This is a genomic window from Neorhizobium sp. BT27B, assembly GCF_050455485.1.
Taxonomy (GTDB): domain Bacteria; phylum Pseudomonadota; class Alphaproteobacteria; order Rhizobiales; family Rhizobiaceae; genus Neorhizobium.
This window is the reverse complement of record NZ_JBCIYT010000018.1, coordinates 1-25,384: the sequence shown is the minus strand read 5'-3', so window position 1 is coordinate 25,384 and position 25,384 is coordinate 1. Positions and strand designations below refer to the sequence as shown.

The following is a 25,384-nucleotide window of genomic DNA, read 5'->3' as shown; positions in this document are numbered from 1 at the left end:
TCGATATGGCGAGGTTGAGGAGCCTTGGGAGGTAGATATGAAGATGTTGAAACGTGCGCTGCTTGCGTGCGCCATGACCGTAACGGCCGTCGGTCCCGCCGCCATGGCAGCGACACCGAAGGACGAGCTTGTCATCGCGATCATGATGACGACGATGCGCGGCCTCGACCCGCATGAGATCAATCAGCTGGAAGCGGCAGAGGTGGTTGCGAACCTCTATGACCGCCTTATCGCCCTGCCGCCCGACAACATCGCCGATCCCCAGCCATCCCTCGCGGAAAGCTGGACGATCTCCGAGGATGGCAAGACCTTCACCTTCAAGATCCGGCAGGGCGTGACCTTCCATTCGGGCAATCCGGTGACGGCACGCGATGTCGAATGGTCACTGCATCGGCTGGTCAAGCTGGGCCTCGCGCCCTCTACGGACCTTCGCCAATGGGGATTTTCGGCAAAAAACGTGGATGAACTGATCCGGGCGGAAGACGACCACACGCTGGTGCTGCAGACGCCGGAAGTCTGGAACCCCAATCTCATCCTCTACTCCCTTGCCAGCTATTCGACCTCCATCGTCGACAGCGTGTTTCTCGCCACCAAGGAGAAGGACGGCGACTGGGCGCGCAACTACCTGCAGACGGCAGACGCGGGCTCCGGCCCCTACTCACTCGTCACCTGGCGCTCCAATCAGCTTCTGATCGCCGATGCCTTCAAGGATTACTGGAAGGGCATGCCCGCAATGCGGCGCGTCTATATGGGGCACGTGCCGGAATCGTCGGCGCAGCGCCTGCAGATCGACGCCGGCGACGTCGACATTGCCACCCGCCTGTCATCGACGGACCTTGCCGGTCTTGAGAGAGACGGCAAGGTGACCGTCCAGAAGGTACCGGGCTTCGGATTTTATTATCTGGCACTGAACCAGAAGGACGAGATCCTATCCAATCCCAAGGTCCGCGAGGCGTTCCGATATCTCATCGATTATGACGGTCTGGCCAATTCCGTGATGAAATATTACGGCACCAAACAGCAGACCATCATCCCGGCCGGCCTGCCCGGCGCGTCGGACGCGATGCCGTACAAGCTTGATATCGACACGGCCAAGCAATTGCTGGCCGAAGCGGGTTATCCCGACGGCTTTTCGAAGGTCTATTTCGCCCAGCCCGGCACGCCGGAATCCGAAGTCGGCATTTCGCTCCAGAACAATGCCGCCAAGGCCGGCATCAAGCTCGACCTGCAGATCGGCGACCAGATCGGAAAATTTCGCGCCCGACAGTTCGAACTTTTCTCGTCGCGCACCGGCGAGCGCCTGCCCGATCCGCATGCGGTCCTGCAATCCTACGCCACCAATGCCAACAATGCCGACGACTCGAAGCTGGCAGGACTGGTGGCCTGGCGATCCGCCTGGGACGTTCCCAAAGATATTCAGGACATGGTCATTGCGGCCGCGCATGAAACCGACGCGGAAAAACGCGACGCGCTTTACGCACGGATCAACGAGGCCTATCTGCGCGCCTCCCCCGCACTCGTCACCTCTTTCCAACGCACCGATCCGAAAGCGGTTCGCAACGAAGTGAAGGGGTATGTCGGCCACCCGACATGGCTGACCCGCTGGGACACAGTGACCAAGTCCGAGTGACCTCATAAAATTTCAAGGATAGCGGCATGAGCATTATCCAGACCTCAGAGACCTCTGCGCCCAGAAAATCCGCGCTTCCAAAAGCTGCAGGCAAGGTCGTGACCTCGTTCGTGGTGATCCTGACGACCCTGCTGGGCCTGATGATGATCACCTTCACCGTCGGCCGCATGGTCCCCGCCGATCCCGTCATCGCGGTGATCGGCGATCAGGCGGATCAGGCCACCTATGATCGCGTCTACAAGGAAATGGGGTTGGACCGGCCGATCTATGTCCAGTTCGCCGGTTATCTCAGTGATGTCGTCCATCTGGATTTTGGCCAGTCTATCATCACCAAACAGCCCGTCTCGAAGGATCTCGCCCGCGTCTTTCCGGCCACGATCGAACTGGCAACGCTGGCAACGATCATCGGCGCAGGTCTTGGCATCCCGCTCGGGGTGATTGCCGCCGTGCGCAAGGGAACATGGGTCGACCATGTCGCCCGCGTCGTCGGGCTGTTGGGTTATTCGACGCCGATCTTCTGGCTCGGCACCATCGTCATTCTCGTTTTTTACGCTTATCTCGGCGCCATTCCACCCGGTGGCCGCATCTATCTCTATGACGAGGGCATCGTGCAGGCGCGCACGAATTTCATCCTGATCGATTCCGCCCTTGGTGGTCATTGGGATGTGTTTCGCAGTGCGCTGCATCACATCATCGCCCCGGCCGTCATCCTCGGCTACGCGTCGATGGCCTATCTCAGCCGCATGACGCGCAGCTTCATGCTCGAGCAGATGCGGCAGGAATACATTCTGACTGCGCGCGCCAAGGGCCTTGGTCAACGCCCGATCGTCTGGCGGCATGCGTTTCGCAACATCCGCGTCCAACTCCTGACCGTTATCGCGCTTGCCTATTGCGGCCTGCTGGACGGCACGGTGCTGATCGAAACCGTCTTCGCCTGGCCCGGCCTTGGCTCCTATCTCACCTCGGCACTCTTTTTCGCCGACATGAACGCCGTGCTCGGCAGCGTGCTTCTGATCGGCATCATTTCGATCGCCATCAACCTGCTCTCCGACATTGTCTACCGCTTCATCGATCCGAGGACCCGCTAAATGGCAAAGTCCGGCACTTTCTCAAATCTGCATGACTGGCTGATCAGCGAGGAATTCACCTCTGCGCGTCAGGCCAGACTGCACAGCATCTATCTCGCCTGGCTGAGCCTTCTTGCAAACCCTCTGGCGTTCGCAGGTTTTGCGGTCGTCTTTCTGCTCGTGGTCGTCGCGGCGCTGGCGCCTGTCATCGCCTTCCATGATCCCTTCACGCAGGATTTCGCCATCGCATTGCAGGCGCCCTCCTCAGTGCACTGGTTCGGCACCGACGAGTTCGGGCGTGATGTCTTCTCGAGGCTGATCTATGGGGCGCGCACGACGCTCTATATCACTATCCTCGTCACCGTCATCGTCGCACCGATCGGCTTCGTCATCGGCGCCACTGCCGGTTATCTCGGCGGCTGGGTGGATGTCGTGCTGATGCGCATCACCGATATCTTTCTCTCCTTCCCGAGCCTCGTTCTCGCACTGGCGTTTTCGGCAGCACTTGGTCCCGGCATCGAAAACGCGGTCATCGCCATTGCGCTCACCGTCTGGCCGCCGATCGCGCGTCTGGCGCGTGCCGAAACCCTGACCTTCCGTCATGCGGATTTCGTCATCGCCGCAGAACTGCAGGGCGCCGGCACCGGACGCATCCTGTTGCGCCATATCGTGCCGCTTTGCGCACCCTCCATCATCGTGCGTCTCACGCTCAACATGTCGAGCATCATCCTGACAGCCGCCGGACTCGGCTTTCTTGGGCTAGGCGCCCAGCCGCCGATGGCCGAGTGGGGCGCAATGGCGGCATCCGGCCGACAGTATCTGCTCGACGCATGGTGGCTGACGACGGTTCCGGGCATCGCGATCCTGACCGTCAGCCTTGCCTTCAACCTGCTCGGCGACGGGCTTCGCGATATCATGGATCCCCGCAATGGCTAACACATCCGACACAATTCTGACGGTCGAAAGCATGTCCGTCGAGTTCCCGACTTTGTCCGGCGTCACCACCGCAGTGCGCGACGTGTCCTTTAGCGTCGGCCGCGAAAAAATCGGCATTATCGGCGAATCCGGTTCGGGCAAAAGCACGACCGGCCGCGCCATCATGCGACTGCAACCGCCGCAGGCGATCGTAGAAGCCAGCCGCATGCAGTTCGAGGATATCGATCTTTTGACGGCAACCGAGGAAGAGATGCGCGCCATTCGCGGACGCCGCATCGCCATGATCCTGCAGGACCCGAAATATTCGCTGAACCCGGTGATGACCGTGGGCGAACAGATTTCCGAAACGGTGATCCTGCATGAACGCGCCACGCCGAAGGAGGCACGCAGCCGAACCCTTGCCATGCTGGAACGGGTCAACATCCGCGATCCGGAACGGGTCTTCGATCTTTATCCGCATGAAGTGTCCGGCGGCATGGGCCAGCGCATCATGATCTCGATGATGCTGATCGCCCAGCCATCGCTGATCATCGCCGACGAGCCGACTTCCGCACTCGACGTGACGGTGCGCCAGCAAGTTCTCTCGATCCTCGACGATCTCGTGGTGGAGCGCAATATCGGCCTGATCTTCATCAGCCACGATCTCAATCTCGTGCGCAGTTTCTGCGACCGCGTCATCATCATGTATGCGGGCCGTGTGGTCGAAACGATCGCCGCAGCCGATCTCGATCAGGCGCAACATCCTTACACACGCGGTCTCCTCAACGCGCTTCCAAGCCTCGACAATCCGAAGGACAGGCTGGAAGTTCTGCGTCGCGACCCGGCATGGCTGGAGAACTGAACATGTCCATGATCAAGGCCCATCATCTGGCCGTGTCCTACGGCCACGGCGAAGCAGCCCTCAAGGTTGTCAAAGACGTCTCCTTCGAAGTGCAGAAAGGCGAAACCTTCGGCCTCGTCGGGGAAAGCGGTTGCGGCAAATCCACCATTCTGGGGGCACTTGCAGGCCGCAACAAACAGTGGACCGGCACGCTTGAAATCGACGGCGAGGAGATCGGCCAGAAACGCACGCGCAGCCAGCTGGCAAAACAGCAACTGGTGTTTCAGGATCCGTTCGGTTCCATTCATCCGCGTCACACGATTGGCCGCACCCTGCTCGAACCGCTGGAGATCCACGGCAAGGACCGGCGTCAGGAGCGTATCGAAAAGGTGCTGACCGATGTCGGTCTGCCGCTGAACTTCCGCTACCGTTATCCGCATCAGTTGTCCGGGGGACAACGGCAACGCGTGGCCATTGCTCGGGCTCTGATTCTTGAGCCAAAAATCCTGCTGCTGGACGAGCCCACATCCGCGCTGGACGTGTCCATTCAGGCTGAAATCCTCAATCTGCTCAAGGATCTGCGCGAGCGCGAACAGCTGACCTATATCCTTGTCAGCCACGATCTCGCAGTGGTCGCGCATCTGTGTGATCGGGTCGCGATCATGCAGAGCGGCGGTTTCGTCGAGGTTGCGACGCGGCAGCAGCTGCTCGAAAATACCGTAGAGCATCCCTATACGCGTATCCTGATGGATGGCAGCCGCGGCTATGTGAGCGAGAGGCGGAAGTCTGACAGCGCGGCATTGCCCGCATAGTTTTTCGACGCGCCGGGTCATGACAGGCGTATTCAGAGATTCAAGCATCCGAGACCGACATGATCCAGAACCCCATTCTTCCCGGTTTCCATCCGGATCCTTCAATCTGCAGGGTCGGCAAGGACTACTACATCGCCACCTCCACATTCGAATGGTATCCCGGCGTTCAGATTTACCACTCACGCGACCTTCGGACCTGGACCTTGGCGGCCCGGCCTCTCGACCGCGCCGAACAGCTCGATTTGCGTGGCGCACAGGATTCCTGCGGCGTATGGGCACCGTGTCTGACGCATGCAGACGGCCGCTTCTGGTTGATCTACACGGACGTGAAACGCAAATCCGGTTCCTTCAAGGACTGCCACAACCATCTCGTCACCTCGGACACAATCGAGGGGCCATGGTCCGAACCGACCTATCTCAATTCCTCGGGTTTCGACCCATCGCTCTTTCACGACGACAATGGCCGCAAATGGCTGGTGAGCCTGACATGGGATTACCGTCGTCGGCCAACAGCCTTCGGCGGCATCGTCCTGCAGGAATACGACCATGGGCAAGGCAAACTAGTCGGCCCGGTTACCAACATTTTCCATGGATCCTCGCATGGTCTGGCGGAAGGCCCCCATCTGTACCAGCGTGATGGCTGGTATCATCTCTTGGTCGCCGAAGGCGGCACCGGCATGCGCCATGCCGTGACGATGGCGCGCGCACGCGATCTGATGGGACCGTATGAGCTTCACCCTGACACCCACGTCATCACCAGCCGCTTTCACCCGGACGCGGCGTTGCAACGCGCCGGCCATGGCGACATCGTCGAAACGCCGGACGGCGAGACCTATATGGTGCACCTGTGCAGCCGTCCGCTGCAGGGTATCAGGCGCTCCGTCCTTGGCCGGGAAACCGCCATTCAGAAATGTAAGTGGGGTGAAGATGGCTGGTTGAGGCTGGAGGGAGAGCCCTACGTGCCACAGGAACGCATCCTGTTGCCAAAAGGCGTCGATACGACCGAACGCATTGGGCGAACCGAGCGCTACTCATTCGCACCAACTTCTGGGTTGCCGGCCGATTTCCAATGGCTGCGAACGCCGTTTCCCGAACGCCTGTTTTCCCTTCAGGCGAGACCGGGTCACCTGAGGTTGACAGGCCGCGAAGCGATTGGCTCTTCATTCGAGCAATCTCTCGTGGCGCGGCGTCAGACGGATTTCGATTTTGACGCGGAAACGGAAGTCGATGCCGAACCTTCCAGCTATCATCAGATGGCCGGACTGGTCTCGTATTACAACAGCTTTGCGTATCACTATCTTTGCCTGACCCACGACGAAACGGCTGGTCGTGTGCTGCAAGTACTCTCCTGCGCAGGCGGTTGGCCGAAAGGTATGATAGATCTGGTGCTTGAGGTGCCGGTGTCTGTACCCGATGGTCCCGTGCGCATGAAACTGGAGGTAAGAGGAGCGGCCGGGCGCTTCTATTTCTGGAAAGATGACGATTGGGCAAGGATCGGCCCGGTCCTCGATCACTCCGTCCTTTCGGATGAAGGTGGCGAAGGGGAACATGCCAATTTTACCGGCGCCTTCATCGGCATGTCCGCCAATGACACGAGCGGGCAGGCAATGGCGGCCGATTTTTCCTGTTTCGTCTATCGCGTGAAAGAAGAGCAGGGACTGTGATGGCAGGCCGATCGTAAAGAAGGTCGTGTGCTTACGACGGCAAGAGAGTTGGCCTAGCCGATAGCGGTTTATGAAACCGTTCGACAAGCTGGCCGATTGCCAGATCCCTTGCCAGCAGGCAAGCCCCCAGAACGGTCGCCTCGGCACCCTTTCGAGAGATTTCCAGCTGCGTATCCTGGTTCCGGCTCTGGAATTCATCAAGAATGATCCGAGCAAAGGCTTCGTTGCGGGTGAGACCTCCGCCCAACACGATGATTTCCGGATCAAGAATGGTCGCGGCAGTCGCGGCAAGGCGACCAAGCGCCACGCCGTGTTCCGACATCAACAGCCTTGCCTTCTCATCACCGCTGGTCGCGAGCAGAAAAAGTGCTTCCGGTGAGGCGGGCATGAGATCGCCTGCAAAGGCCCCAGACACCGATTGCATGAGCCCGAGTGAACCGTACCTGCGCTCAATGGCATCAACCCCGGAAACAACGTCGCTGCTCCACGACAGCGGTATCTGTGCAAGTTCACCGCTGCCGCCCCGTCCGCCCCTGATCAGCGCGCCATCCGCAAAAAATCCGAGACCGATACCAACGCCAATCTGCATGTAGGCTGCATCGTCGTGGCCACGCATGAGGCCGTCCTGATGTTCGGCGACAGCTGCACAGTTGACATTGTTTTCCAGTAAAAATGGAGTGCTGCGCGGCAGCAGCGATGCCGCGACGAACATTTCTGCAATCTCGAGCGCCAGCGGTCGCGGCTTGCCCTCGCGCACCAGCCGCCGCGGCACGACCTGGTTGAGCGCAAGCGCGACCGCGAGCGGCGGCGTCCCTATCACCTTTAGCGCGGGAGAGTTGGCAACAAGCTGCCCCGCCAGCCCACCGAGCTTTTCCGCGCCTCCCTCGTGCTTGCGGCTTTCCTGCGCGAGAATGTGTCCATTGAGCAGACGGGCGGAAAAACTGATCTGTGTCGACCCGATATCGACGCCGAGAATCCAGCCCGCATCGTCGCTCACGCCGTATACGATCGTGGCACGCCCGCGCGCGCCCTGCTCTCGCCGCAACTCGCACACCATGGATTTCGCGGTCAGTTCCGTGAGCGCCAGAGTGACCGTGGGAAAGCTCAAACCGGCGCTCTCGGCAAGCAGTTTCCGCGTCGCCTCACCGACCTCAAGGAGGTGTGCGAAAACCAGCTGCGCCACTTCCGAAAGGGCACGATCCACAGCAGCGCTCATTAATTTCTCCATCAAATCACACCCTTGTGTAACCGACCCTGCATTTTCGTAAAAGACGCTTGACGCATTTATTAAAGTCGATAACTTTAATTTATCTCAAGGAGGGGATAAAGAGTTGAACACGGCGGTTTTTCCCAGACGCGAATGGATTTCGGCGCAGGCATCTTATGCCACGCAGGCCGACGAACTGATCGCGATGGTCGACAGGCTGGACGATCAGCTTCGTCAGGCGCGCCTTGAAAAACCTTTGCGTGTGACTTTGGTCGGCATCGGTGCAAGCCATGCGGCCGCCGCCACCCCGGTTTACGAAATGCGTCGTCATGGACTGGATGCTCACCGTTTTCTCCCAAGCGAGCTTCCGGCAGGACTGTCGGGTCATCACGGCCTGACAGTCCTGATTTCGCAGAGCGGCCGAAGCGCCGAGGTGGTCGATCTCGTACGCCATGGCATCGGCTCCGGTCAGGTTGCCATCACCAATTACACCCCCTCCCCGCTCGGCACGCTTTGCGGCCGCGAAATCAACCTCGGCAACCTTCCCGACAGTTCTGTTTCCGTCGTCAGCTTCACCGGCACGATGCTGGCACTTGCCATGCTGATCGAGCGCTGGACGGACCGGACCCGGACCGAACACTGGAAGCATCTGATAAGTCTCGCGGCGGAAACGGCCGATCGGCTGGACGGCGAAATCCGCGACGTGGCGGAAATGCTTCTTTATTCGGCGAGCATCGACATCGTGGCGCCTGCCCCCTTGATGTCGGTGGCGGAAGAAGGCGTGTTGATGCTGCGCGAGGGACCGAGGCTTTTTGCGACGGCGATGGAGACGCGGCAGTACCTTCATGGACCGATGGATGCCGCCGGACCGGGCGCGCATCTGCTGTTTGGTGGAAACCGTGAAGCACGGCTTCTTGCCCAGCTTTCGGAACGAACGAAACGCCTTGCCCTTGTCACCGGAAGCAGCACGGATGCCGTCCCCGACGGCTGCCACAGGCTGGTTCTTCCGTTCGAGACAAGCGATCCCATCTCCTTTGCGATTGCCTCCACTTTCATTGCCCAGAAACTGACGCTTCACGCCGCCGACATTCGCGGCTTCGACATCAATGAAGCTGCGTTTCAGCGGATCGACACAAAAACCGATAGTTTGACGAAAATATAATGAACGATTTTCAGACCCCCCTGCTGGTTGGCATAGATGCCGGCGGCTCCAAGATGCATATCCAGATCGCGTCGGCGCTGGACGGCCATGTGTTAGCTGACGAAGTTCAACCGAATACCGGCTGGGCCAACCTCGACGACGCGACACGCGCCGACACTCTGCTTGCGCTCGTGCGGGCCTCGAGCGCGCCTTACGGGCAACCTGTGGTGATCGTGGCAGGCGTGCATGGCAATGACAGCCCCGAACAGGAGGCAGTGCTGCGTGCGCCGCTTGCGGCCTATTATCCGGTCGTCCGCATTGTCAACGATTCCAACCTGCTGATCCTGGCCTACGGCAAATCCTCCGGCACCGGCGTGATTGCCGGCACGGGATCATCGGCGACGGCAACGCTCGGAGACACGGCATTGACCGTCGGCGGCTGGGGCTGGATCTTTGGCGATGAAGGCGGCGCCGTCGGTATCGTTCGGGATGCGGCAAGACAGGTGCTGGACGCGTATGACAAGGGCGAGCAGGATCCGCTGAGCGAAAATCTTCTTGCCCATTTCGGCGTCGATCATCCGCATGGCCTGACCCATGCCTTCTCGACCATCGATCCGCGCATCTGGTCGCAGGCCGCCCATCTGGTGTTCGAGGCCGCGGAACGTGGCTCGTTGCGTGCGCGCAAGATTATCGAGGACCATGCGCTTGCGCTTGCCGAACTCGTGGTGCTCTTGCAGCGACGTGGCGGCGACGTCGAAACGATCGTTTGCGCCGGCGGTGTCATCACCGGCCAACCCGCACTTTTCAACGCGTTCACCCGAGAAGTCCGCCGCCTGCTCGGCGCTTCGACGGAAACCGCACTTCTGCTCGATCCACCGGTCAGGGGCGCGCTCAATCTTGCCAAGCAGATCTACATAAAATCGCAAACGGGAACTACGAAGACCGATCAGCCTGTGGCAGATCGCGTTTCAATCTGAACGGAGGGAATTGCATGCAACATTTCAGCTCGAAACTGATGACAGGTGTCGCCTTCGCCATCGCGCTTACGACAGCGCCGATGGCACTGGCCGAAACCCCGAAGAACCAGTTGGTGATCGGCACTTCGCTGGCGCAGGTCCTGTCGGTCGATCCGCAGCAGGGCACTGAAACCAAGACCCAGGAAATCCTGGCGGCCACCTACGACCGCCTCGTCTATTCCGACGATGCCAACGGCAACACGGTGAAGCCGCAGCTGGCAGAGCGTTGGGAAGCCGATGACAAGGGCGTCACCTTCCACCTGCGTGATGCGAAATTTGCGTCCGGCAACGCGGTCACTGCAAACGACGTCGTGTTCTCGCTGGTGCGTCTGCTGAAGCTGAACCAGTCGGCTTCGCAGTACCTGAAGAGCGCCGGATACACCGCCGACAATATTGAGACACTCGCCAAGGCCGTCGACGACAAGACGTTTCGCATCGAACTGACCGACCGCGTCATCGCCGAGGACCTCATCTACCGTCTCGCCATGGGCGTCTCGAGCGTGGTCGACAGCGTCGAGGTGCAGAAACACGTCAATAACAACGATTACGGCAACGAGTGGCTGCGCACCAATACCGCCGGCTCAGGCCCATTCGTGCTGCGTCGCTGGGTTCCGAATGAAACTGTTATTCTCGAAGCCAACAAGTCCTATTGGGGCAAGGCACCGACGATGACGCGCGTGATCATGCGCCACGTACCGGAAAGCCAGACCGCTCGCCTCATGCTGGAACGTGGTGATATCGATATCGCCAACGCGCTGAGCGCGCCAGACGTCAAATCCTTTATGACCAACTCGAAGTTCAAGATCGAACAGATCAAGATCGGCGGCTTCTTCGTTCTCGCCATGAACGCCGGCAAGGAGCCGCTTTCCAACCCGCAGGTTCGTGAAGCGATCGCTTATGGTGTCGACTACAAGGGCATTGCCGAAACCATTCTCGGCCCCTATGGCCGCCAGCGCAATGTGCCGGTTCCGGAAGACTGGAAGGGTGCTATCGCCAATCCCGACTACTCACTGCAGCCGGAAAAGGCCAAGGAAATGCTTGCAAAGGCTGGATATCCGGACGGCTTTTCGCTGACGCTGAAGACCATTGCCCAGGCGCCGCGCGTCGACATCGCCACCGCCCTTCAAGCAAACCTCGCGCAGATCGGCATCAAGGTGGAGATCAAGCAGGGCAATGGCGCCGATATCGTCGCCTCCCACCGCGCCCGCGATTTCGATCTGCTGCTGCCGCAGGCAACCGCCATCATGCCGAATGCACTGGGCGCAATGAACGACTTCGTCACCAACCCGGACAACCGCCTGGAAGCCAAGAATGCCGGCAACTTCGTCTGGCGCTCGGCCTGGGACATCCCGGAACTGAACGATCTGCGCAACAAGGCCAACAGCGAGCGCGACGAAGCAAAGCGCGCCGAGATGATCAAGCAGCTGCAGGAAATGTTCATCGCCCAGAAGCCTGCGGTTCTGCCGATGTTCGAATCCTTCACGCCAATCGTTCTGAATGCAGGCGTAAGCGGCTACAGCACGAACCTCTGGTCGCTGAACCGACTTGAGAACGTCACGAAAACGGACGCGAAGTAAGCGAGACGGCCGATCATGAAGGAATTTACCCTCTTAGAACTCACGCGGCGGCTCGGACAGCTGGTTGTCAGCCTGTTTGCCCTGCTTGTCGTGACCTTCGTGATCGGCCGGGTTCTCCCGACCGATCCGATTGGTGCAATTGTGGGCGAGCTGGCGGACCCTGCCGCATTCGAAGCAATGCGGCAAAAGCTCGGCCTCGATCTGCCGATCTACCAGCAATTCTGGATCTACGTGACATCTCTGCTGCAGGGTGACCTCGGCACGGCGATCCTGACTGGCAATCCGGTCACCAAGGATCTAGCGCAGGCCTTTCCCGCGACACTCGAGCTGGCGACGCTTGCCGTCATCATCTCGACGGTCATCGGCGTGCCCCTTGGCATGGTCGCCGCTTTTTACCGCGATACCTGGATCGACCAGTTCGCCCGCGTCATTTCGCTGGTCGGCCATTCCATCCCGGTCTTCTGGTTCGGCGTGGTGGGTCTCGTCATCTTCTATGCAGGCCTTGCCTGGGTGGGTGGACCGGGCCGTGTCGATACCTATCTCGATGGGCTGATCGAGCCGCAGACCGGCCTGCTTCTGGTCGACAGCCTGCTGGTCGGTGATACGGAGACCTTCTGGAATGCTGTTCACCACATCATCCTGCCGGCTTGCATTCTCGCCTATTCCGCGATGGCCTACATTACCCGCATGACTCGCAGCTTCACGCTGGAGCAGTTGAACCAGGACTACGTGACGGCCGCCCGTGCCAAGGGTGCTTCCAGTGCTCGCATCGTCGTCGGTCATCTCCTGCCCAACATCGCCGTTCAGCTGGTGACCGTGCTGGCCATTTCCTATGGCAACCTGCTGGAAGGTGCGGTCGTCACGGAGATCGTGTTCTCCTGGCCCGGCATCGGCCAGTACATGACTAATGCCCTGATGATCGGCGACATGAACGCCATCCTCGCCGGCACTCTCATCATCGGTGCCATCTTCATGGCCTTGAACTTCATCTCGGATCTTGCCTATCTGGTTCTCGATCCGCGCACCCGCGAGGTGACGCAATGAGCGCGCAAAATACCGCCACTGAAATGCCGGGCCGCCCGCGTTCGGCCATTCTCTCCGGCCTTGCGGCGATCTGGGAAAAACTGTCTCGCGAGCCGGTCGGCCTTTGCGGTTTCTTCGTTCTGTTCGTTTTGCTTGTGCTCGCACTGTTTGCACCGCTGATCGCTCCATACGATCCGACCGTGCAGAACCTGCAGGCGGCCTTCCTGCCACCCAGCTGGTCGCATCTGGCCGGCACGGATGAATTCGGCCGCGACATCTTCTCGCGGCTCGTTTTCGGCGCGCGCATCACCATTTCCACAATCATGCTGGTGACGGTAATTGTCGGACCGATCGGGCTGATCGTCGGCGTCGTCTCCGGTTTCGTCGGCGGCCGCACGGATGCAATCCTGATGCGCTTTACCGATATCGTCCTGTCCTTTCCGTCGCTGATCCTGGCACTTGCCTTTGCGGCGGCCCTGGGCGCCGGTCTCGGCACGGCCGTCATCGCGATCTCGCTGACAAGCTGGCCGGCGATCGCCCGTCTGGCCCGTGCCGAGGCACTCGTTGTGCGCAACACCGACTATGTCGCGGCGGCCCGTCTTTACGGCGCATCGCCAATGCGTCTACTGTTTCTCTATATCGCCCCGATGTGCATTCCCTCCGTCGTCGTACGCCTGACGCTCAACATGGCCGGTATCATCCTGACGGCAGCGTCATTGGGCTTCCTCGGCCTCGGTGCGCAGCCACCGGCGCCAGAATGGGGTGCGATGATTTCGAGTGGCCGCAAGTTCATGCTGGATCACTGGTGGGTTGCGGTCATGCCCGGCCTCGCCATCCTGATTACCAGCCTTGCCTTCAACCTTGTCGGCGATACGCTTCGCGACCTGCTGGATCCTCGCCATGCACGCTCCTGATCAAGACACAATCCTTTCGGTCAAAAACCTGTCCGTGCATTTTGGCCGCTACGCAAAACCCGCCATTGATGGCGTCAGTTTCGACCTCAAGGCGGAACGTCTCGGCATCGTCGGCGAAAGCGGTTCGGGTAAATCGACCCTTGGTCGTGCCGTCATGCGGTTGTTGCCACCGATCGGCCGGGTCACCGCAGACACATTGACCTTTGACGGCATGCCGCTGCTTGCCGCCAAGGAAAAACAAATGCGCTCGCTGCGCGGCAACCGCATGGCGCTGATCATGCAGGATCCGCGTTATTCGCTGAACCCGGTCCTGCCGATCGGCAAACAGGTGGCGGAAGCAGCACTCCTGCACCTGAAGGTCGGCAAGGCCGAAGCCTATAAAATCGCCGCGACCATGCTGGAACGCGTGCGCATCACCGATATCGAACGCACGATGAAGCTTTATCCCCACCAGATTTCCGGTGGCATGGGCCAGCGTGTAATGATCGCCATGATGCTACTGGCAAAACCGCGCATGGTGATTGCCGACGAGCCGACGTCGGCGCTCGACGTTTCGGTGCGCGGCGACGTGTTGAATCTGCTCGATGAACTTGTGCGCGAAAACAAAGCCGGCCTGATGCTGATCAGCCATGACATCCGCATGGTTGCCGCTTTCTGCGAACGCATCATGGTCATGTACAAGGGGCGCGTGGTGGAAACTCTGACCAACCTTGAAGAAGCACAGCACCCGTATACGCGCGGTCTGATCGCTGCCATGCCGGACTTGAAGGCACCGGTGCGGCGTCTGAAAACGCTCGACAGAAACGCAATCGATGCCGTGGAGACCCGCCCATGATCGACGTTCAGGATCTCTCCGTCTCTTTCGGCAGCGGCGCATCTGCCCGGCAGGTCGTCAAGAGTGTATCGTTTTCGGTCGCCAAGGGCGAAACGCTCGGCATCGTCGGCGAATCAGGCTGTGGCAAGTCGACGGTTCTGCGTTCGCTCGCCGGCCTCGACCGCCATTGGACCGGAAAGATCAACCTTGCCGGCACCGATGTGGACAAGACCCGCACCCGCGAACAGATGCTTTTGACGCAAATGGTGTTTCAGGATCCATACGGCTCCATCCACCCGCGTCACCGCATCAGCCGGGTTCTGGCCGAACCGATCCGTGCGATGGATCGCGGCAAGGGTTGGGACCGTGTACCGTCAGCACTGGAACAGGTCGGTCTGCCGGCGGCTTTTGCCGAGCGGTTTCCGCACCAGCTTTCCGGCGGCCAGCGCCAGCGTGTGGCCATCGCCCGCGCCCTGATGCTGGAGCCGGAAATCATCCTCCTCGATGAGCCGACATCGGCGCTCGACGTTTCGGTTCAGGCGGAAGTGCTCAATCTCCTTGCCGACCTCAAGGAAGCGCGTCAGCTGACCTATGTACTGGTCAGCCATGATCTGAGCGTGATCGCGCATATGTGCGACCGAGTTCTGGTGATGAAGAGCGGCGTCTTTGTCGACGAACTGACCAAAGACGACCTCTACGAGGGCCGCACCCACGACGATTATTCGCGCATGCTGTTCGAGGCGAGCGCAATCTGAAAAATCAGTGGCTCCGGCAGAGCCGCCTTCATTCACATCGATAAAAATGACGAGGCCAATATGTATCTCGGAACACAGGTGGACGCCCGCGACGATGACGAGTTTCGCATCTGGGCACAGCTCGGCATCAAGAACGTTTGTGCCGATCCGCCGGGCAAGCCGGCAAGCTGGACCTTCGACGATATTCTTCGCCAGCGCGAGAAAGTCGAAAGCTTTGGCCTGACGCTGGACATGGTCCAGTTGCCGATGTCGTCGCGGCCGATCGAAGAAACGCCTTATCAGGACATCCTGCTGGGCGGTGCCGATCGCGACCGTCAGATCGACGCCGTCTGCGCGATGATCGAAAACATCGCCAGGGCCGGCATTCCGGCGGCCAAATACAATCTCAACATCATCGGCATTCCGCGCACTGAAATGGAACGCGGCCGCGGCGGCTCGCTCAACGAGGCATGGCGCTGGGACAAGGCAGACCATGACGCCGCTCCGGGTCTTGCCGGCGTTCTTTCCGAAGACGAGAACTGGGAGCGCATCGATTATTTCCTCGAGCGCGTCGTGCCGGTTGCCGAAAGCAACAGGGTCCGTCTCGCCTGCCATCCGCATGACCCCTACACGCCGCCGGGCTACAAGGGCGTCACCCGCGTTCTAGGAACGGTCGAAGGCCTGAAGAAATTCGTGCAGATGCGCGAAAACCCGTATCACGGCCTGAACTTCTGCCAGGGTTCGATTGGCGAGATGCTCGACAATCCGCGCGAGGAAATCGACGACATCATCCGCTGGTTCGGCAGCCGGGAAAAGATCTTCAACGTCCATTACCGCAACATTCGCGGCGGCAAGCTTTCCTTCATAGAAACCTTTCCGGACGAAGGCGACATGGACATGATCCGCTCGCTGAAGATCTACAAGGAAGTCGGCTACAAATACATGGTCATGCCCGATCACGTGCCGACCATTTCCGGCCGCGACCCGGTCGGCGTCGCCTTCAGCTTCTGCTACGGCTACATCGCCGCCCTTCTCGAAGCGATGGACAAGGGTCACATCTGATCATCGGGCAGCCGGTTTCCGCCGGCTGCAATCCCACCTCCAAATTTTAAAAGGTTTCAGTCTGATGGATCACCATCCCCGGATCGCGTCCGCTCGCGCCGCCAAGATCACCATTCTGCCAACGGCGGAAGAGGCGAGCCAATTCGTCGCGGAAAGGCTTGTCACACTGGTGCAGGCAAACCCGACCTGCCGGCTGGGGCTTGCGACCGGACAGACGCCGCGCCGTGTCTATGCGAAGCTGGTTGCGGCCGCACAGGACGAAAAAGTTTCCTTCGCTAAGGTCGAAACCATCAATCTCGATGAATATTGCGGGCTTGAACAATCACATCCGGATTCATTCGCTGCCTACATGCATCGCGAACTGTTTTCCGGTGCCAGTTTCGATACATCTAAGATCAACCTGATCGATGGTGCGGCGAAGGACGAAACGGCGGAGGCAGCACGTTATGCCGCGCTCGTCCGCTCCCGTCCCGTGGATCTGCAACTGCTCGGCATCGGCACCAATGGCCATATCGGCTTCAACGAACCGGGTTCGCCGGTGACGAGCCGCGTGCGGATAGTAGAACTTTCGCCGGAAACGCTAGTCGTAAACCAGCAGACACTGCTGCAACTCGATCGGGTACCGACACGGGCCATCACGATGGGCATTGCCGACATTATCGATGCACGCGAAATCGTTGTTCTAGCAACCGGAGCGGCCAAGGCGGAAGCCATTCGCAAGAGCCTGTCTGGACAGCTTGGCGAAGCCTGCCCGGCCTCTCTGCTGCAGATACATGGCAACGTGCACTGGGTGCTAGATAAAGGTGCCGCGCAGCTACAGTGATTACGCTAACGCTAATATCTCCCTATTAGCTCTTGACCAGACTTGAACCAACTACCCGCCCATTTCTGATTTGATGTACCCTCATCGTTGGGAGCATGGTTGAACCTCGTTCAGGTCGAGCTATTACCAGCCAGCGATCTTGCTGTTTACTGGTGCCACTACAATCAGTGATCCGCGTACGGTGGCCTCTCTCCTGTCAACGCCGTTTGCGCACTGCGTCGAGTTTGGTCTGCCATACAGGACTGATGCGAAAACCCTCAATATCCGCGCGTTGAGCAACTGAATCCGTCACCTGCGAAATTGGCTGGATGGCGGGAATGCGATCGGCATAAAGCTTTTCGATATCCTGATACCGCTCTGCCTGTTTGTCGGGGCTCGTCTCAGCGAGCGCTGCGTCAATTCTAGAATTGAGCTCATCATCCTTGAATGAGGTGCGCCATCCCACAAGACCGGTCAACTTCGCCTCGTCGCGATTGTCCGGATTATACGCAAGGCTTCGCATGTCACCATCAGGATGCGAGATCTGGCCCCCGCTACGCCCGACGATCAGTTCGAAATTCCGTTCACGCATCGGGCCATAAACTTGCTCGCCGCTGCCGGTAAGAATTTTGATGCGGATTCCAGCCTGGCCCAGCAGGCTTTGCAGGACGATGGCGAGATTATCAAACGGTGGTTCCGACAATGTGCGAATTGTCAGATCGATGCCATCGGCATATCCGGCTTCGACAAGAAGCTTCTTAGCCGCCTCCACATCCATCTTCAGGCCGGGATCGTAGGGATCCTTCGCCAAGCCAATCTGTATGGGACTTAGATGCCGCACACCGAAATAGGGCATGACAGTCCTGTTCAGTCCATCGAAATCAATGAGTTTGAGGATGGCCTCGCGCAGCTTCGGATTGGCGAGGTTCTCGTTCTTTTGAGACATCGCAAGGTAGTACAGGCCGTTTCCGATCGATGTGGTAACCTTGACGGCCTCGTTAGACTTCAGGGCGTCGAGATCCGCAGCACCGAGCGAATAGGCAATGTCCAGATCGCCTTTTTCGATGAGCAGCCGCTGGCTTTGGGGTTCGGGGATATGCCGCATCAACACGCGGCTCATGGCTGGCGCCGGCCCCCAGTAATTGTCGTTACGCGCCAGCACGACCATCTCATTCGGGCGAAGTGATTGCACCTTAAATGCAGCGGTTCCGGCGGAGTTTGTCGTCAGCCAGCCCGCCCCCAGATCGCCGTTCTTGTCATGGCTCAGAACTTCCTCTTTATCGATGACGCTCCCCGTCCCCGCCATCGCCAAGGTCATCAGGATGATCTGCGGATCAATCGGCTGAAGAATGGCGATTTCGACCGTCCTGGCATCAAGAGCTTTGAAGCTTTGCGCGGCATTGTCACTGTTATAGCCGCGCAGACGCAAGTTGGTTGCCTGCGCCAGATTGAGTTTCAGGACGCGTTGTAGCGACCAGACGACATCGTCCGCTGTCACGGCGTTGCCCGAGGTGAATTTCAAGTCTGGGCGCAGGTGAAAGCGAATTGATTTTTCATCCGGCCCCACCTCCCATCGCTCGGCAAGTGCCGGGATGACCTTCGCTCGCTCGACGGGATCGATGCCGACCAATCCGTCGTAGAGATTGGCAAGAACCTGAACCCGCTCCTTGCTCGAAGAGCCGGCCGGATCAAGTGTCAGCACATTGGTCATCGAGAAGCCGATGACCAACTGGTTCGCCGGTGTTTCGGCCAATGCCGGTGTCATGCCGAGCAAGCTCGTCGTTGTCATAAGGGCTACGGCGATCAACATTTTGCGTCGTTTCATGGTTCCTCCCATTGCGGCCAAATTGACGCCGCAGGCCTCCTCTGCCTCGCGTCGACCGCTCCACTTTACTGTCGTGTCACTCCGCCAAATTGGCGTCGATGTAATCGAAATTGATATCCTCCCCGAGACCCGGCGCCTGCGACAGCCAGACGAAGCCGTCTTCGTCCATAGGATCAGGAATGGCATTCAGATATTCGGGGCAAGCATCATAATCGAGAAACGGGTGCAGCAGACCACGCTCATACCAGCGGCAATTCTTGGTGGCAGCGGAAATGGTGAGGTTTTCCGCTCCATGACCGTGCACCTCGCAGTTCATGCCAAAACTTTCGGCCAGATGCATGGTCTTCAGCGCCGGCGTGATGCCGCCGACATCCTCGACGCCGGTGCGAAGAATGTCGCAGGCTCCCGCCTTGATCCACTCCGCGCGGTGTTTGTATTTGCCACCAACCGATTCCGGCCCGATCACCGGGATCTTCAACTGCTGCGCAAGCCAGGCGTACGAAGACATCGACTGCTCGTCCATCACCTCCTCGATCCAGGTGAAGTTCAACGCCTCGAGGCCCTTGCCGAGCTCGTAAGCCTCCTGGCGGGAATACCAGTGATAGGCATCCAGCATCAGCGGGATTTTGGGTCCGACAGCCTCACGCACGGCGGCACAGGCCTTGAGATCCATCTCGATGCTGGGCGACCAGCTGACCGGCGGCATCCAGGTGTGAAGCTTTATCGCCTGATACCCGCGGGTGACGAGCTGCTGGGCAAACCGACCGTAATCTTCCGGCGTTGCAAGCCCGCCTTCCAGTTCGTCACCGCACATGATGGACCCATAGGCGGGAACCTTGTCCCGGTAGGAGCCGATGATCTTGTAGACCGGAGCCTTGAACAGATGGCCGGCGAGATCCCAGAGCGCACAATCGACGATGGCAACCGTCCGGTCACTGAGTTGACCTCCACTCCCCCGCTGCCAGTGCGCTAGATCCTGCCAGAGACGTTCACGGGCCAGCGCATCCTGATTGAGAACGACCGGGCGAATGAAACGATCGAGCAGATGCGGTCGCAGCTGTTCCGGGCTGCCAAAAGAATGCCCTTGAGTGCCGTCCTCACATGTCAGCGTCAACAGGGATTTGCGTACCTTGCGAGCCGGTCCAGGATGAGCGTGGCCATCACTGTCGATCTCCTCGTGTGTCGTGTACCAGAACGTGCGTACACTGGCATCAATGATGTTCATAGGTGTTCCCAACTTGTTCCGCCTTCGAAGCGGCCTGCTCGCTACGCCCGAGACATGAGGAGCAAACTTACTTGTCTGACGACAGATAGATGACATAAGACAGGCTAGAGGCAAGGAAGAGTGTCCGTCAATCCCCTTAATCGACGATTTATTCTCACGCCCGAGGTAAACCATTTGGATCGCTGACAGCGAGGCCTTTTGCCAGAGCTGATAAACTATGCTTCAATGCGAGGAATCGCGTAAAAGATACCTGATGTCTGGCGTCATCTTGTCTGCTGGGTAACACATAAAATTGGAATGGAGACTTTTGGGTGGAGCAGAACAGGGATCCGGAAAAGATCGACCTAGTCGGTCGCTCGCTGGTGACACAGGTCGCCGCATCGCTGCGTCGGGATATCGAGGGCGGCAAATTCAAGCCCGGTGACAAGTTGCCGAGCGAAAACGATCTTACAGGACTGCATTCCGTCAGCCGTGCCGTCATTCGTGAAGCCGTGGCCATTCTTCGAGCAGAGGGCATGCTGGAAGCACGCCGCGGCGTCGGTGTTTTCGTCACAGATTCGGAACTTAAGGGAACGCCGTTTTCAGGCCTTTCACTCGAGCGGATATCATCGGTGATCGAATTGCTGGAGCTGCGAGCCGCATGCGAAACGGAAGCTGCAGGCCTAGCGGCGGCTCGGCGTTCTCCGACCCAGCTCGAAGCCATCATCGACGTGCATCGCCGGATTGGCGCCAACGTCGAAAAGGGTCTGTCTACGCGGGATGACGACTTCGCGTTTCACCTTGGCATTGCGCAGGCGACCCAGAACCGCCGCTTCAGCGAACTCCTTCTGCTCATCAAACCCGGCATAATCCTGAACCGCACCCAAACGGGAACGATGACGATGAACCCTCACCTGCAGGAGGAGCACGGGCGTATCGTCAATGCTATTTTTGGCGGGGACGCAACCGCCGCACGAGAGGCAATGAACACACACCTGCAAGGCAGCTTAATACGCTACAAGACATTGCTGATCGAGCGCATTTCGGAGTGAGGGAATTTGGTCGTCAGATGTAAGTTGGCGCTGCCAGTTGTTAAGCTCTTGAGCCGATCCGAACAGTCGACCCTCTGTTTCGCCGCGGGATAACAGTTGTGAGGCCGTATAGAGCTTAACCTATGTGCTAGCCGAACGTCGAATATGGTTGGTTGACGACTGCCATTGGCTCTCAAGATTGAATACGGAGATCGGGCGAAAATTAATCCCGCCCGATTCCAAGACGACTAGAATTCCTGCACCGTGGGACGGATCACGATCGCATTGATATCGACGTCGTCGGGCTGCTCGATTGCAAAGGCAATTGCGCGTGCCACGGACGATGCCGGGATGGCCTGTTCGTAGAAACCATGCACCGTGTCCCGCGCGGTACCCGTCGTCCCCAGCTTCAGATCGCTCTCAACGGCGCCCGGTTCGATCGAGGTGACACGCACGGCGCTTCCGACCTCGATGCGAAGCCCCTCCGAGATCGCGCGGACCGCGAACTTCGTGCCGGAATAGACGGTACCGCCCGGCGCAAATACTTTGATGCCTGCGACGGAGCTCAGATTTATGATGTGGCCGCTCTGCTGCGCAAGAAACAATGGCAAGGCCGCGGCGATCCCATAGAGGGTGCCTTTGATGTTCACGTCGATCATCGCGTCCCACTCGTCCGTGTTGACTTCAGACATCGGCCGGATCGGCATTATGCCCGCATTGTTGATGATGACATCGAGGCGGCCGAAGTCTTGAACCACGGCCTCGACGACAGCCTTGACCTGATGCTTGTCGGTAACGTCCATCACGTACGCCCGGATGTCACCACCCTGCGCTGCGATTTCGGCACGGACCGCATCGAGCTTGTCTTGGCGCCTTGCGGCGATCGCCACCTTTGCGCCCTTTGCCGCGAGAGTTCTGGCGACCTCCGCTCCGATGCCTGTGCTGCCGCCGGTGATGAGAACGACTTTGTCTTTGATCATGATCTTGTCCTTGAGTTTGGTGAGGTACTGGCCACCCGCGAGGCAGCCGTTTGATGCGGGCCTAAGCCAGCAATTCGGGGAAAATGTTATGCTTTGGGGCGACGGTGGTGATGCGGCTGCAGGAAAGGTGAGAGAGCAAACATCAAGAGCGCCACAACAGCGAGGATCCAGAGAGGGATCCTGAAGTCGCCGGTGCTGTCACGAAGGATCCCCAGGAGCAGCGGGCCAAGCGCTCCGGCAGAATAGCCAATCCCCATCACGAACGCCGTCCAGGTGTTGGCGTCGTGGGCATCCGCCGCGTTGTCGAGGGGCAGGATCATTGCGAGCGTGAAGGATCCGCCGACACCGAACGCAATCATCGGGATAAAGAGGAAGGGCAGCAGCGTCGGCGAAATCGCGACGGCAGCCGATCCCGTAAGTGCCAGTGCGGCAAATAGGGCGATCACGATGCGACGATCTTCATTACGGCTTATCACTCCAGCCAATGGATTCGCGACCATGAATGCACCAGTGAAGCCTGCTAGCAGGAGCCCTGCCGAAGTAGCACTCATGCCGAGCTCTCTGAATATTGGTGCTGTCCATGAGACGAACCCGAAAAACAGGATGTTGTTGGCAGCGAAGTAGAGGGCGATGAGCCACGCAACAAGATTGGCGGTGGGCAGACGGCGCCGCGCCGATGTTGACGTTTCTACCACGAGCGCCCTTCTTCTACCTTCAGCAGCAGCGACAACGATCCAGGCGGCTATGGCCGTCAGGCACGGAATTGCCAGGATGCCGTCAGCGAACCTCCAGCCTCCGCCCAGATTTGCAAGCGGTTCGGTCAGGCCGGCCGCAAGCGTACTGCCGAGGCCCAGTGAGGATGCGTAGATCCCCATCAGAACTGCGGCCTGCTTCGGAAAATTCTTCTTTGCGAGGCCCGGGATCAGCGCACCTGCGACCGCAATCCCCGCCCCTACTCCCACAGTGGAAGCCAGAAGCATGGCGACCGAGCCGGAGAAGGCGCGCAGGATTGTCGTCAACATCAGGACGATCAGCGCGGTCAGAATGACCCTGTCGCGGCCAAATCGGTGGGCGAGCCAAGGAGTGGGAAACGCCAGCAAGCCCATCAGCATGGCAGGGATGGCTGTCAGCAGCGATGCCTCGGCGTTGGACATCCCAAACTCCTGACGGATATGGGGCAGCAGCGGTCCGACTGAAACGATGCCCGGACGAAGATCGATGGCGACCAGCACGATCGCAGCGACAGTGGCGGCGAACGAAAGCGCCGGGCGGGCGAGTGCTGCCGGAACGTCTGCGCTGGCAGCATCAACCTGAACAACCCGAAGACGATAGTCGGCTAACGGGCGGGTGGAAAGAATGTGTGTCATCGGGGATCTCCAGGGCGAGAAGCAGATTGATGGGCATGGCGGGCACGGACGAAGCCAACCCGCCATGACATAGGAGTTACTTCGCAGCCTCGATGATCAGCTTCGCCACCACGTCGGGGTGCGACAGCATGACGACATGGCTTGCAGCCACCTCGACAGCTGTCGCCTTGAGCCGCTTGACCTGGTCTCGCTGGAGCTGCGGCGGGATCACCTTATCATCCGTGGACACAACCTCGAAGGAAGGAACCGTGTGCCAGGCTGCCTGTGTGACGGGCGTTGAAACGGCCTTGACCCCAAATGCACCCTGTGTGGCCGCGATCAGTTCCTGTTCGTCGCGAGGCAGATCGGCTGCGAAGTAATTGAAGACACCCTCGTCGGTGAACTTCAGATAACCCGCATCATCTTTCTTGATGAATGGTCTGCCCGGAGCATCCGGATATGGCTTCTGGGTATCGAGGACCGACTGTCCGACCTCTGGAGCATAGGCCGCGACGTACACGAGCGAGTGAACCTTCGGATTAACACCCGCCTGCGTGATAACGGCGCCGCCGTAGGAATGACCGACCAACACGACCGGGCCTTCAGCATCGGCAATTGCCCGTTCAGTGAAAGCAACGTCATTTTCCAAGGTATCCAACGGGTTCTGGACCGCTACAACCTTCAATCCTGCCTTCTTCAGAAGCGGGATGACCTTGTTCCAAGAAGAACCATCGGCAAATGCGCCGTGAACGAGGACAACGGTCTTGGCCTTGAAGTCTGCCGCAGCCGCAGGCAAGGCGACGCTGGCTGTGATTGCGACGGCGGCGACAGCCGAGATGAGCGAGTTCAGGAATTTCATTTGATGCATCCTTTTGAAAAATTATTGATGAGGGGTGAGATCAGGCGCACTTGTCCGGTCCCGACCAACCGAAGTTGAAATCGGGCGCCACGCTCTGCGACGAGGGATCAAGCCGCGGACATGCGGATTTCAGAATGGGATCAGATTACGGGGCCGATGGTGATTTGGCTTCGGCACCATGTTTGGCCTAGGAGCGAGCGGGGACGAGAAGGTCGGCCAGAATTCCAGCGCCAGCCTCGGCGATGGCCACATCCTCTGCGACTGTGCCGCCGCTAACGCCGATCGCGCCGATCGCCTGCCCCTGGAATTGGATAGGGATGCCTCCCCCGAACACGACCACGCGACCGTTGTGGGAATGCTGAATTCCGTAGAGCTCCGCGCCTGATTGAGCCAACACGCTCAGCATGTCAGTCGCGTTGTTGAAGATCTGAGCGGTGAACGCTTTGTTGATCGCCAGTTCAACGGATCCCGACATGGCTCCATCCTCGCGCTCGAAGGCAAGTAGGTAGCCATCCGGGCCAATGACTGCGATCGAGCATGGGACATTCAAGGCGGTCGCCTTGGACTTTGATGTCTCGATCATCTCTCGGGCGTGCACAGCCGAGAGCGTTGGTTTAGAGCTGATCATCTCGATATCCGATTTTCGGGTGGCCGACCGCCGTCTGCTGGCGGCCGTCCACGATGCTGAATGATCAGGCTGCCCGGATACGGGTCTGGCGCAGGGCGGTGAGCAGAGCTTCGGCGGCCTCGCCGGAAGATCCCGGGTTCTGGCCGGTGATGAGTTGGCCATCCACGACCGTATGAACACCCCAGTCTTTTACCTTGGAGAACACAGCACCCTGGGCGATGAGCACGTCCTCGACCAGGAAAGGGACAACCTTGGTCAGGCCAACGCCTTCTTCTTCGGTGTTGGTGAAGCC

The 25,384-nt window shown here is 59.2% G+C and carries 23 protein-coding genes and 1 pseudogene; 16 read left to right on the top strand and 8 right to left on the bottom strand.

Annotated features, from left to right (window positions below):
• Positions 1-37 precede the first annotated feature (37 nt).
• From AAIH70_RS28920 to AAIH70_RS28895, 6 genes are read left to right on the top strand one after another with little or no spacing between them, the layout of a single operon-like run.
• Positions 38-1,630: an ABC transporter substrate-binding protein gene (locus AAIH70_RS28920; protein WP_245519419.1), complete on the top strand. Its 1,593-nt coding sequence runs from the start codon at positions 38-40 to the stop codon at positions 1,628-1,630.
• Positions 1,631-1,656: 26 nt separating this feature from the next.
• The gene (locus tag AAIH70_RS28915) at positions 1,657-2,718 is read left to right on the top strand and encodes an ABC transporter permease (protein ID WP_132281410.1); all 1,062 of its coding nucleotides are present in this window, start codon (positions 1,657-1,659) and stop codon (positions 2,716-2,718) included.
• A complete protein-coding gene (locus tag AAIH70_RS28910) occupies positions 2,719-3,633 on the top strand; it encodes an ABC transporter permease (protein ID WP_132281407.1) in 915 nt (304 codons plus the stop codon).
• Positions 3,626-4,474: an ABC transporter ATP-binding protein gene (locus AAIH70_RS28905; protein ID WP_132281404.1), complete on the top strand. Its 849-nt coding sequence runs from the start codon at positions 3,626-3,628 to the stop codon at positions 4,472-4,474. The genes AAIH70_RS28910 and AAIH70_RS28905 overlap by 8 nt, the downstream gene beginning before the upstream one ends.
• A 2-nt stretch (positions 4,475-4,476) precedes the next feature.
• Positions 4,477-5,265, top strand: a complete 789-nt coding sequence (locus AAIH70_RS28900; protein WP_132281401.1) for an ABC transporter ATP-binding protein — start codon at positions 4,477-4,479, stop codon at positions 5,263-5,265.
• Positions 5,266-5,324: 59 nt separating this feature from the next.
• Positions 5,325-6,929, top strand: coding sequence for a glycoside hydrolase family 43 protein (locus AAIH70_RS28895; RefSeq protein WP_132281398.1), 1,605 nt, complete (start codon positions 5,325-5,327; stop codon positions 6,927-6,929).
• A 31-nt stretch (positions 6,930-6,960) separates the two neighbouring features.
• Here the strand turns inward: AAIH70_RS28895 and AAIH70_RS28890 are convergent, their stop codons facing one another.
• Positions 6,961-8,145 (bottom strand): ROK family protein, encoded by a 1,185-nt coding sequence (locus tag AAIH70_RS28890; RefSeq protein ID WP_430037417.1) that lies wholly within the window; start codon positions 8,143-8,145, stop codon positions 6,961-6,963.
• A 115-nt stretch (positions 8,146-8,260) separates the two neighbouring features.
• Here AAIH70_RS28890 and AAIH70_RS28885 point away from each other — a divergent pair, with 115 nt between their 5' ends.
• The 9 genes from AAIH70_RS28885 to AAIH70_RS28845 all read left to right on the top strand — a co-directional run bounded on the left by AAIH70_RS28885 (position 8,261) and on the right by AAIH70_RS28845 (position 17,240).
• A complete protein-coding gene (locus AAIH70_RS28885) occupies positions 8,261-9,298 on the top strand; it encodes an SIS domain-containing protein (protein WP_132281392.1) in 1,038 nt (345 codons plus the stop codon).
• A complete protein-coding gene (locus AAIH70_RS28880; protein WP_132281389.1) occupies positions 9,298-10,254 on the top strand; it encodes an N-acetylglucosamine kinase in 957 nt (318 codons plus the stop codon). Before AAIH70_RS28885 ends, AAIH70_RS28880 begins: the two co-directional genes overlap by 1 nt.
• 14 nt (positions 10,255-10,268) lie before the next feature.
• Complete coding sequence (locus AAIH70_RS28875) at positions 10,269-11,870, top strand: ABC transporter substrate-binding protein (protein WP_132281386.1); 1,602 nt, start codon at positions 10,269-10,271, stop codon at positions 11,868-11,870.
• A 15-nt stretch (positions 11,871-11,885) separates the two neighbouring features.
• Positions 11,886-12,914 (top strand): ABC transporter permease, encoded by a 1,029-nt coding sequence (locus AAIH70_RS28870; protein ID WP_132281383.1) that lies wholly within the window; start codon positions 11,886-11,888, stop codon positions 12,912-12,914.
• 23 nt (positions 12,915-12,937) lie between these two features.
• Positions 12,938-13,807, top strand: coding sequence for an ABC transporter permease (locus AAIH70_RS28865; RefSeq protein WP_245519420.1), 870 nt, complete (start codon positions 12,938-12,940; stop codon positions 13,805-13,807).
• A complete protein-coding gene (locus AAIH70_RS28860; protein WP_430037412.1) occupies positions 13,794-14,642 on the top strand; it encodes an ABC transporter ATP-binding protein in 849 nt (282 codons plus the stop codon). Before AAIH70_RS28865 ends, AAIH70_RS28860 begins: the two co-directional genes overlap by 14 nt.
• Complete coding sequence (locus AAIH70_RS28855; protein ID WP_132281374.1) at positions 14,639-15,376, top strand: ABC transporter ATP-binding protein; 738 nt, start codon at positions 14,639-14,641, stop codon at positions 15,374-15,376. Before AAIH70_RS28860 ends, AAIH70_RS28855 begins: the two co-directional genes overlap by 4 nt.
• A 60-nt stretch (positions 15,377-15,436) precedes the next feature.
• Positions 15,437-16,417 (top strand): mannonate dehydratase, encoded by a 981-nt coding sequence (locus AAIH70_RS28850; RefSeq protein ID WP_132281371.1) that lies wholly within the window; start codon positions 15,437-15,439, stop codon positions 16,415-16,417.
• Between the two features lie 64 nt (positions 16,418-16,481).
• Positions 16,482-17,240, top strand: a complete 759-nt coding sequence (locus AAIH70_RS28845) for a glucosamine-6-phosphate deaminase (protein WP_132281368.1) — start codon at positions 16,482-16,484, stop codon at positions 17,238-17,240.
• 196 nt (positions 17,241-17,436) lie between these two features.
• Here AAIH70_RS28845 and AAIH70_RS28840 read toward each other — a convergent pair whose 3' ends face one another.
• Positions 17,437-19,044, bottom strand: a complete 1,608-nt coding sequence (locus AAIH70_RS28840) for an ABC transporter substrate-binding protein (RefSeq protein WP_430037407.1) — start codon at positions 19,042-19,044, stop codon at positions 17,437-17,439.
• 76 nt (positions 19,045-19,120) lie between these two features.
• Positions 19,121-20,269 carry a mandelate racemase family protein gene (locus tag AAIH70_RS28835; protein ID WP_132281362.1) on the bottom strand — a complete coding sequence of 383 codons (1,149 nt, stop codon included), beginning with the start codon at positions 20,267-20,269 and terminating at the stop codon, positions 19,121-19,123.
• Between the two features lie 311 nt (positions 20,270-20,580).
• On the opposite strand from AAIH70_RS28835, the gene AAIH70_RS28830 reads away from it, so the two are divergent.
• Positions 20,581-21,300, top strand: a complete 720-nt coding sequence (locus AAIH70_RS28830; protein WP_132281359.1) for a FadR/GntR family transcriptional regulator — start codon at positions 20,581-20,583, stop codon at positions 21,298-21,300.
• Between the two features lie 227 nt (positions 21,301-21,527).
• Here AAIH70_RS28830 and AAIH70_RS28825 read toward each other — a convergent pair whose 3' ends face one another.
• The 5 genes and pseudogenes from AAIH70_RS28825 to AAIH70_RS28805 form a co-directional block, all read right to left on the bottom strand.
• A complete protein-coding gene (locus tag AAIH70_RS28825; protein WP_430037403.1) occupies positions 21,528-22,259 on the bottom strand; it encodes an SDR family oxidoreductase in 732 nt (243 codons plus the stop codon).
• Positions 22,260-22,345: 86 nt separating this feature from the next.
• The gene (locus tag AAIH70_RS28820; RefSeq protein ID WP_132281767.1) at positions 22,346-23,626 is read right to left on the bottom strand and encodes a CynX/NimT family MFS transporter; all 1,281 of its coding nucleotides are present in this window, start codon (positions 23,624-23,626) and stop codon (positions 22,346-22,348) included.
• 76 nt (positions 23,627-23,702) lie between these two features.
• The gene (locus AAIH70_RS28815) at positions 23,703-24,464 is read right to left on the bottom strand and encodes an alpha/beta fold hydrolase (protein WP_132281769.1); all 762 of its coding nucleotides are present in this window, start codon (positions 24,462-24,464) and stop codon (positions 23,703-23,705) included.
• Positions 24,465-24,651: 187 nt separating this feature from the next.
• A complete protein-coding gene (locus AAIH70_RS28810; RefSeq protein WP_132281771.1) occupies positions 24,652-25,092 on the bottom strand; it encodes a GlcG/HbpS family heme-binding protein in 441 nt (146 codons plus the stop codon).
• Positions 25,093-25,156: 64 nt separating this feature from the next.
• A pseudogene (locus tag AAIH70_RS28805) lies at positions 25,157-25,384 on the bottom strand (type 1 glutamine amidotransferase domain-containing protein); the annotation flags it as partial.

Coding starts and splice junctions, on each gene's coding strand:
- AAIH70_RS28905 (WP_132281404.1), top strand. CDS start 3,626: ATGGCTAACACATCCGACACAATTCTGACGGTCGAAAGCATGTCCGTC.
- AAIH70_RS28850 (WP_132281371.1), top strand. CDS start 15,437: ATGTATCTCGGAACACAGGTGGACGCCCGCGACGATGACGAGTTTCGC.
- AAIH70_RS28910 (WP_132281407.1), top strand. CDS start 2,719: ATGGCAAAGTCCGGCACTTTCTCAAATCTGCATGACTGGCTGATCAGC.
- AAIH70_RS28845 (WP_132281368.1), top strand. CDS start 16,482: ATGGATCACCATCCCCGGATCGCGTCCGCTCGCGCCGCCAAGATCACC.
- AAIH70_RS28895 (WP_132281398.1), top strand. CDS start 5,325: ATGATCCAGAACCCCATTCTTCCCGGTTTCCATCCGGATCCTTCAATC.
- AAIH70_RS28825 (WP_430037403.1), bottom strand. CDS start 22,259: ATGATCAAAGACAAAGTCGTTCTCATCACCGGCGGCAGCACAGGCATC.
- AAIH70_RS28880 (WP_132281389.1), top strand. CDS start 9,298: ATGAACGATTTTCAGACCCCCCTGCTGGTTGGCATAGATGCCGGCGGC.
- AAIH70_RS28820 (WP_132281767.1), bottom strand. CDS start 23,626: ATGACACACATTCTTTCCACCCGCCCGTTAGCCGACTATCGTCTTCGG.
- AAIH70_RS28855 (WP_132281374.1), top strand. CDS start 14,639: ATGATCGACGTTCAGGATCTCTCCGTCTCTTTCGGCAGCGGCGCATCT.
- AAIH70_RS28915 (WP_132281410.1), top strand. CDS start 1,657: ATGAGCATTATCCAGACCTCAGAGACCTCTGCGCCCAGAAAATCCGCG.
- AAIH70_RS28920 (WP_245519419.1), top strand. CDS start 38: ATGAAGATGTTGAAACGTGCGCTGCTTGCGTGCGCCATGACCGTAACG.
- AAIH70_RS28865 (WP_245519420.1), top strand. CDS start 12,938: ATGCCGGGCCGCCCGCGTTCGGCCATTCTCTCCGGCCTTGCGGCGATC.
- AAIH70_RS28900 (WP_132281401.1), top strand. CDS start 4,477: ATGTCCATGATCAAGGCCCATCATCTGGCCGTGTCCTACGGCCACGGC.
- AAIH70_RS28860 (WP_430037412.1), top strand. CDS start 13,794: ATGCACGCTCCTGATCAAGACACAATCCTTTCGGTCAAAAACCTGTCC.
- AAIH70_RS28870 (WP_132281383.1), top strand. CDS start 11,886: ATGAAGGAATTTACCCTCTTAGAACTCACGCGGCGGCTCGGACAGCTG.
- AAIH70_RS28840 (WP_430037407.1), bottom strand. CDS start 19,044: ATGAAACGACGCAAAATGTTGATCGCCGTAGCCCTTATGACAACGACG.
- AAIH70_RS28835 (WP_132281362.1), bottom strand. CDS start 20,269: ATGAACATCATTGATGCCAGTGTACGCACGTTCTGGTACACGACACAC.
- AAIH70_RS28875 (WP_132281386.1), top strand. CDS start 10,269: ATGCAACATTTCAGCTCGAAACTGATGACAGGTGTCGCCTTCGCCATC.
- AAIH70_RS28815 (WP_132281769.1), bottom strand. CDS start 24,464: ATGAAATTCCTGAACTCGCTCATCTCGGCTGTCGCCGCCGTCGCAATC.
- AAIH70_RS28810 (WP_132281771.1), bottom strand. CDS start 25,092: ATGATCAGCTCTAAACCAACGCTCTCGGCTGTGCACGCCCGAGAGATG.
- AAIH70_RS28890 (WP_430037417.1), bottom strand. CDS start 8,145: ATGAGCGCTGCTGTGGATCGTGCCCTTTCGGAAGTGGCGCAGCTGGTT.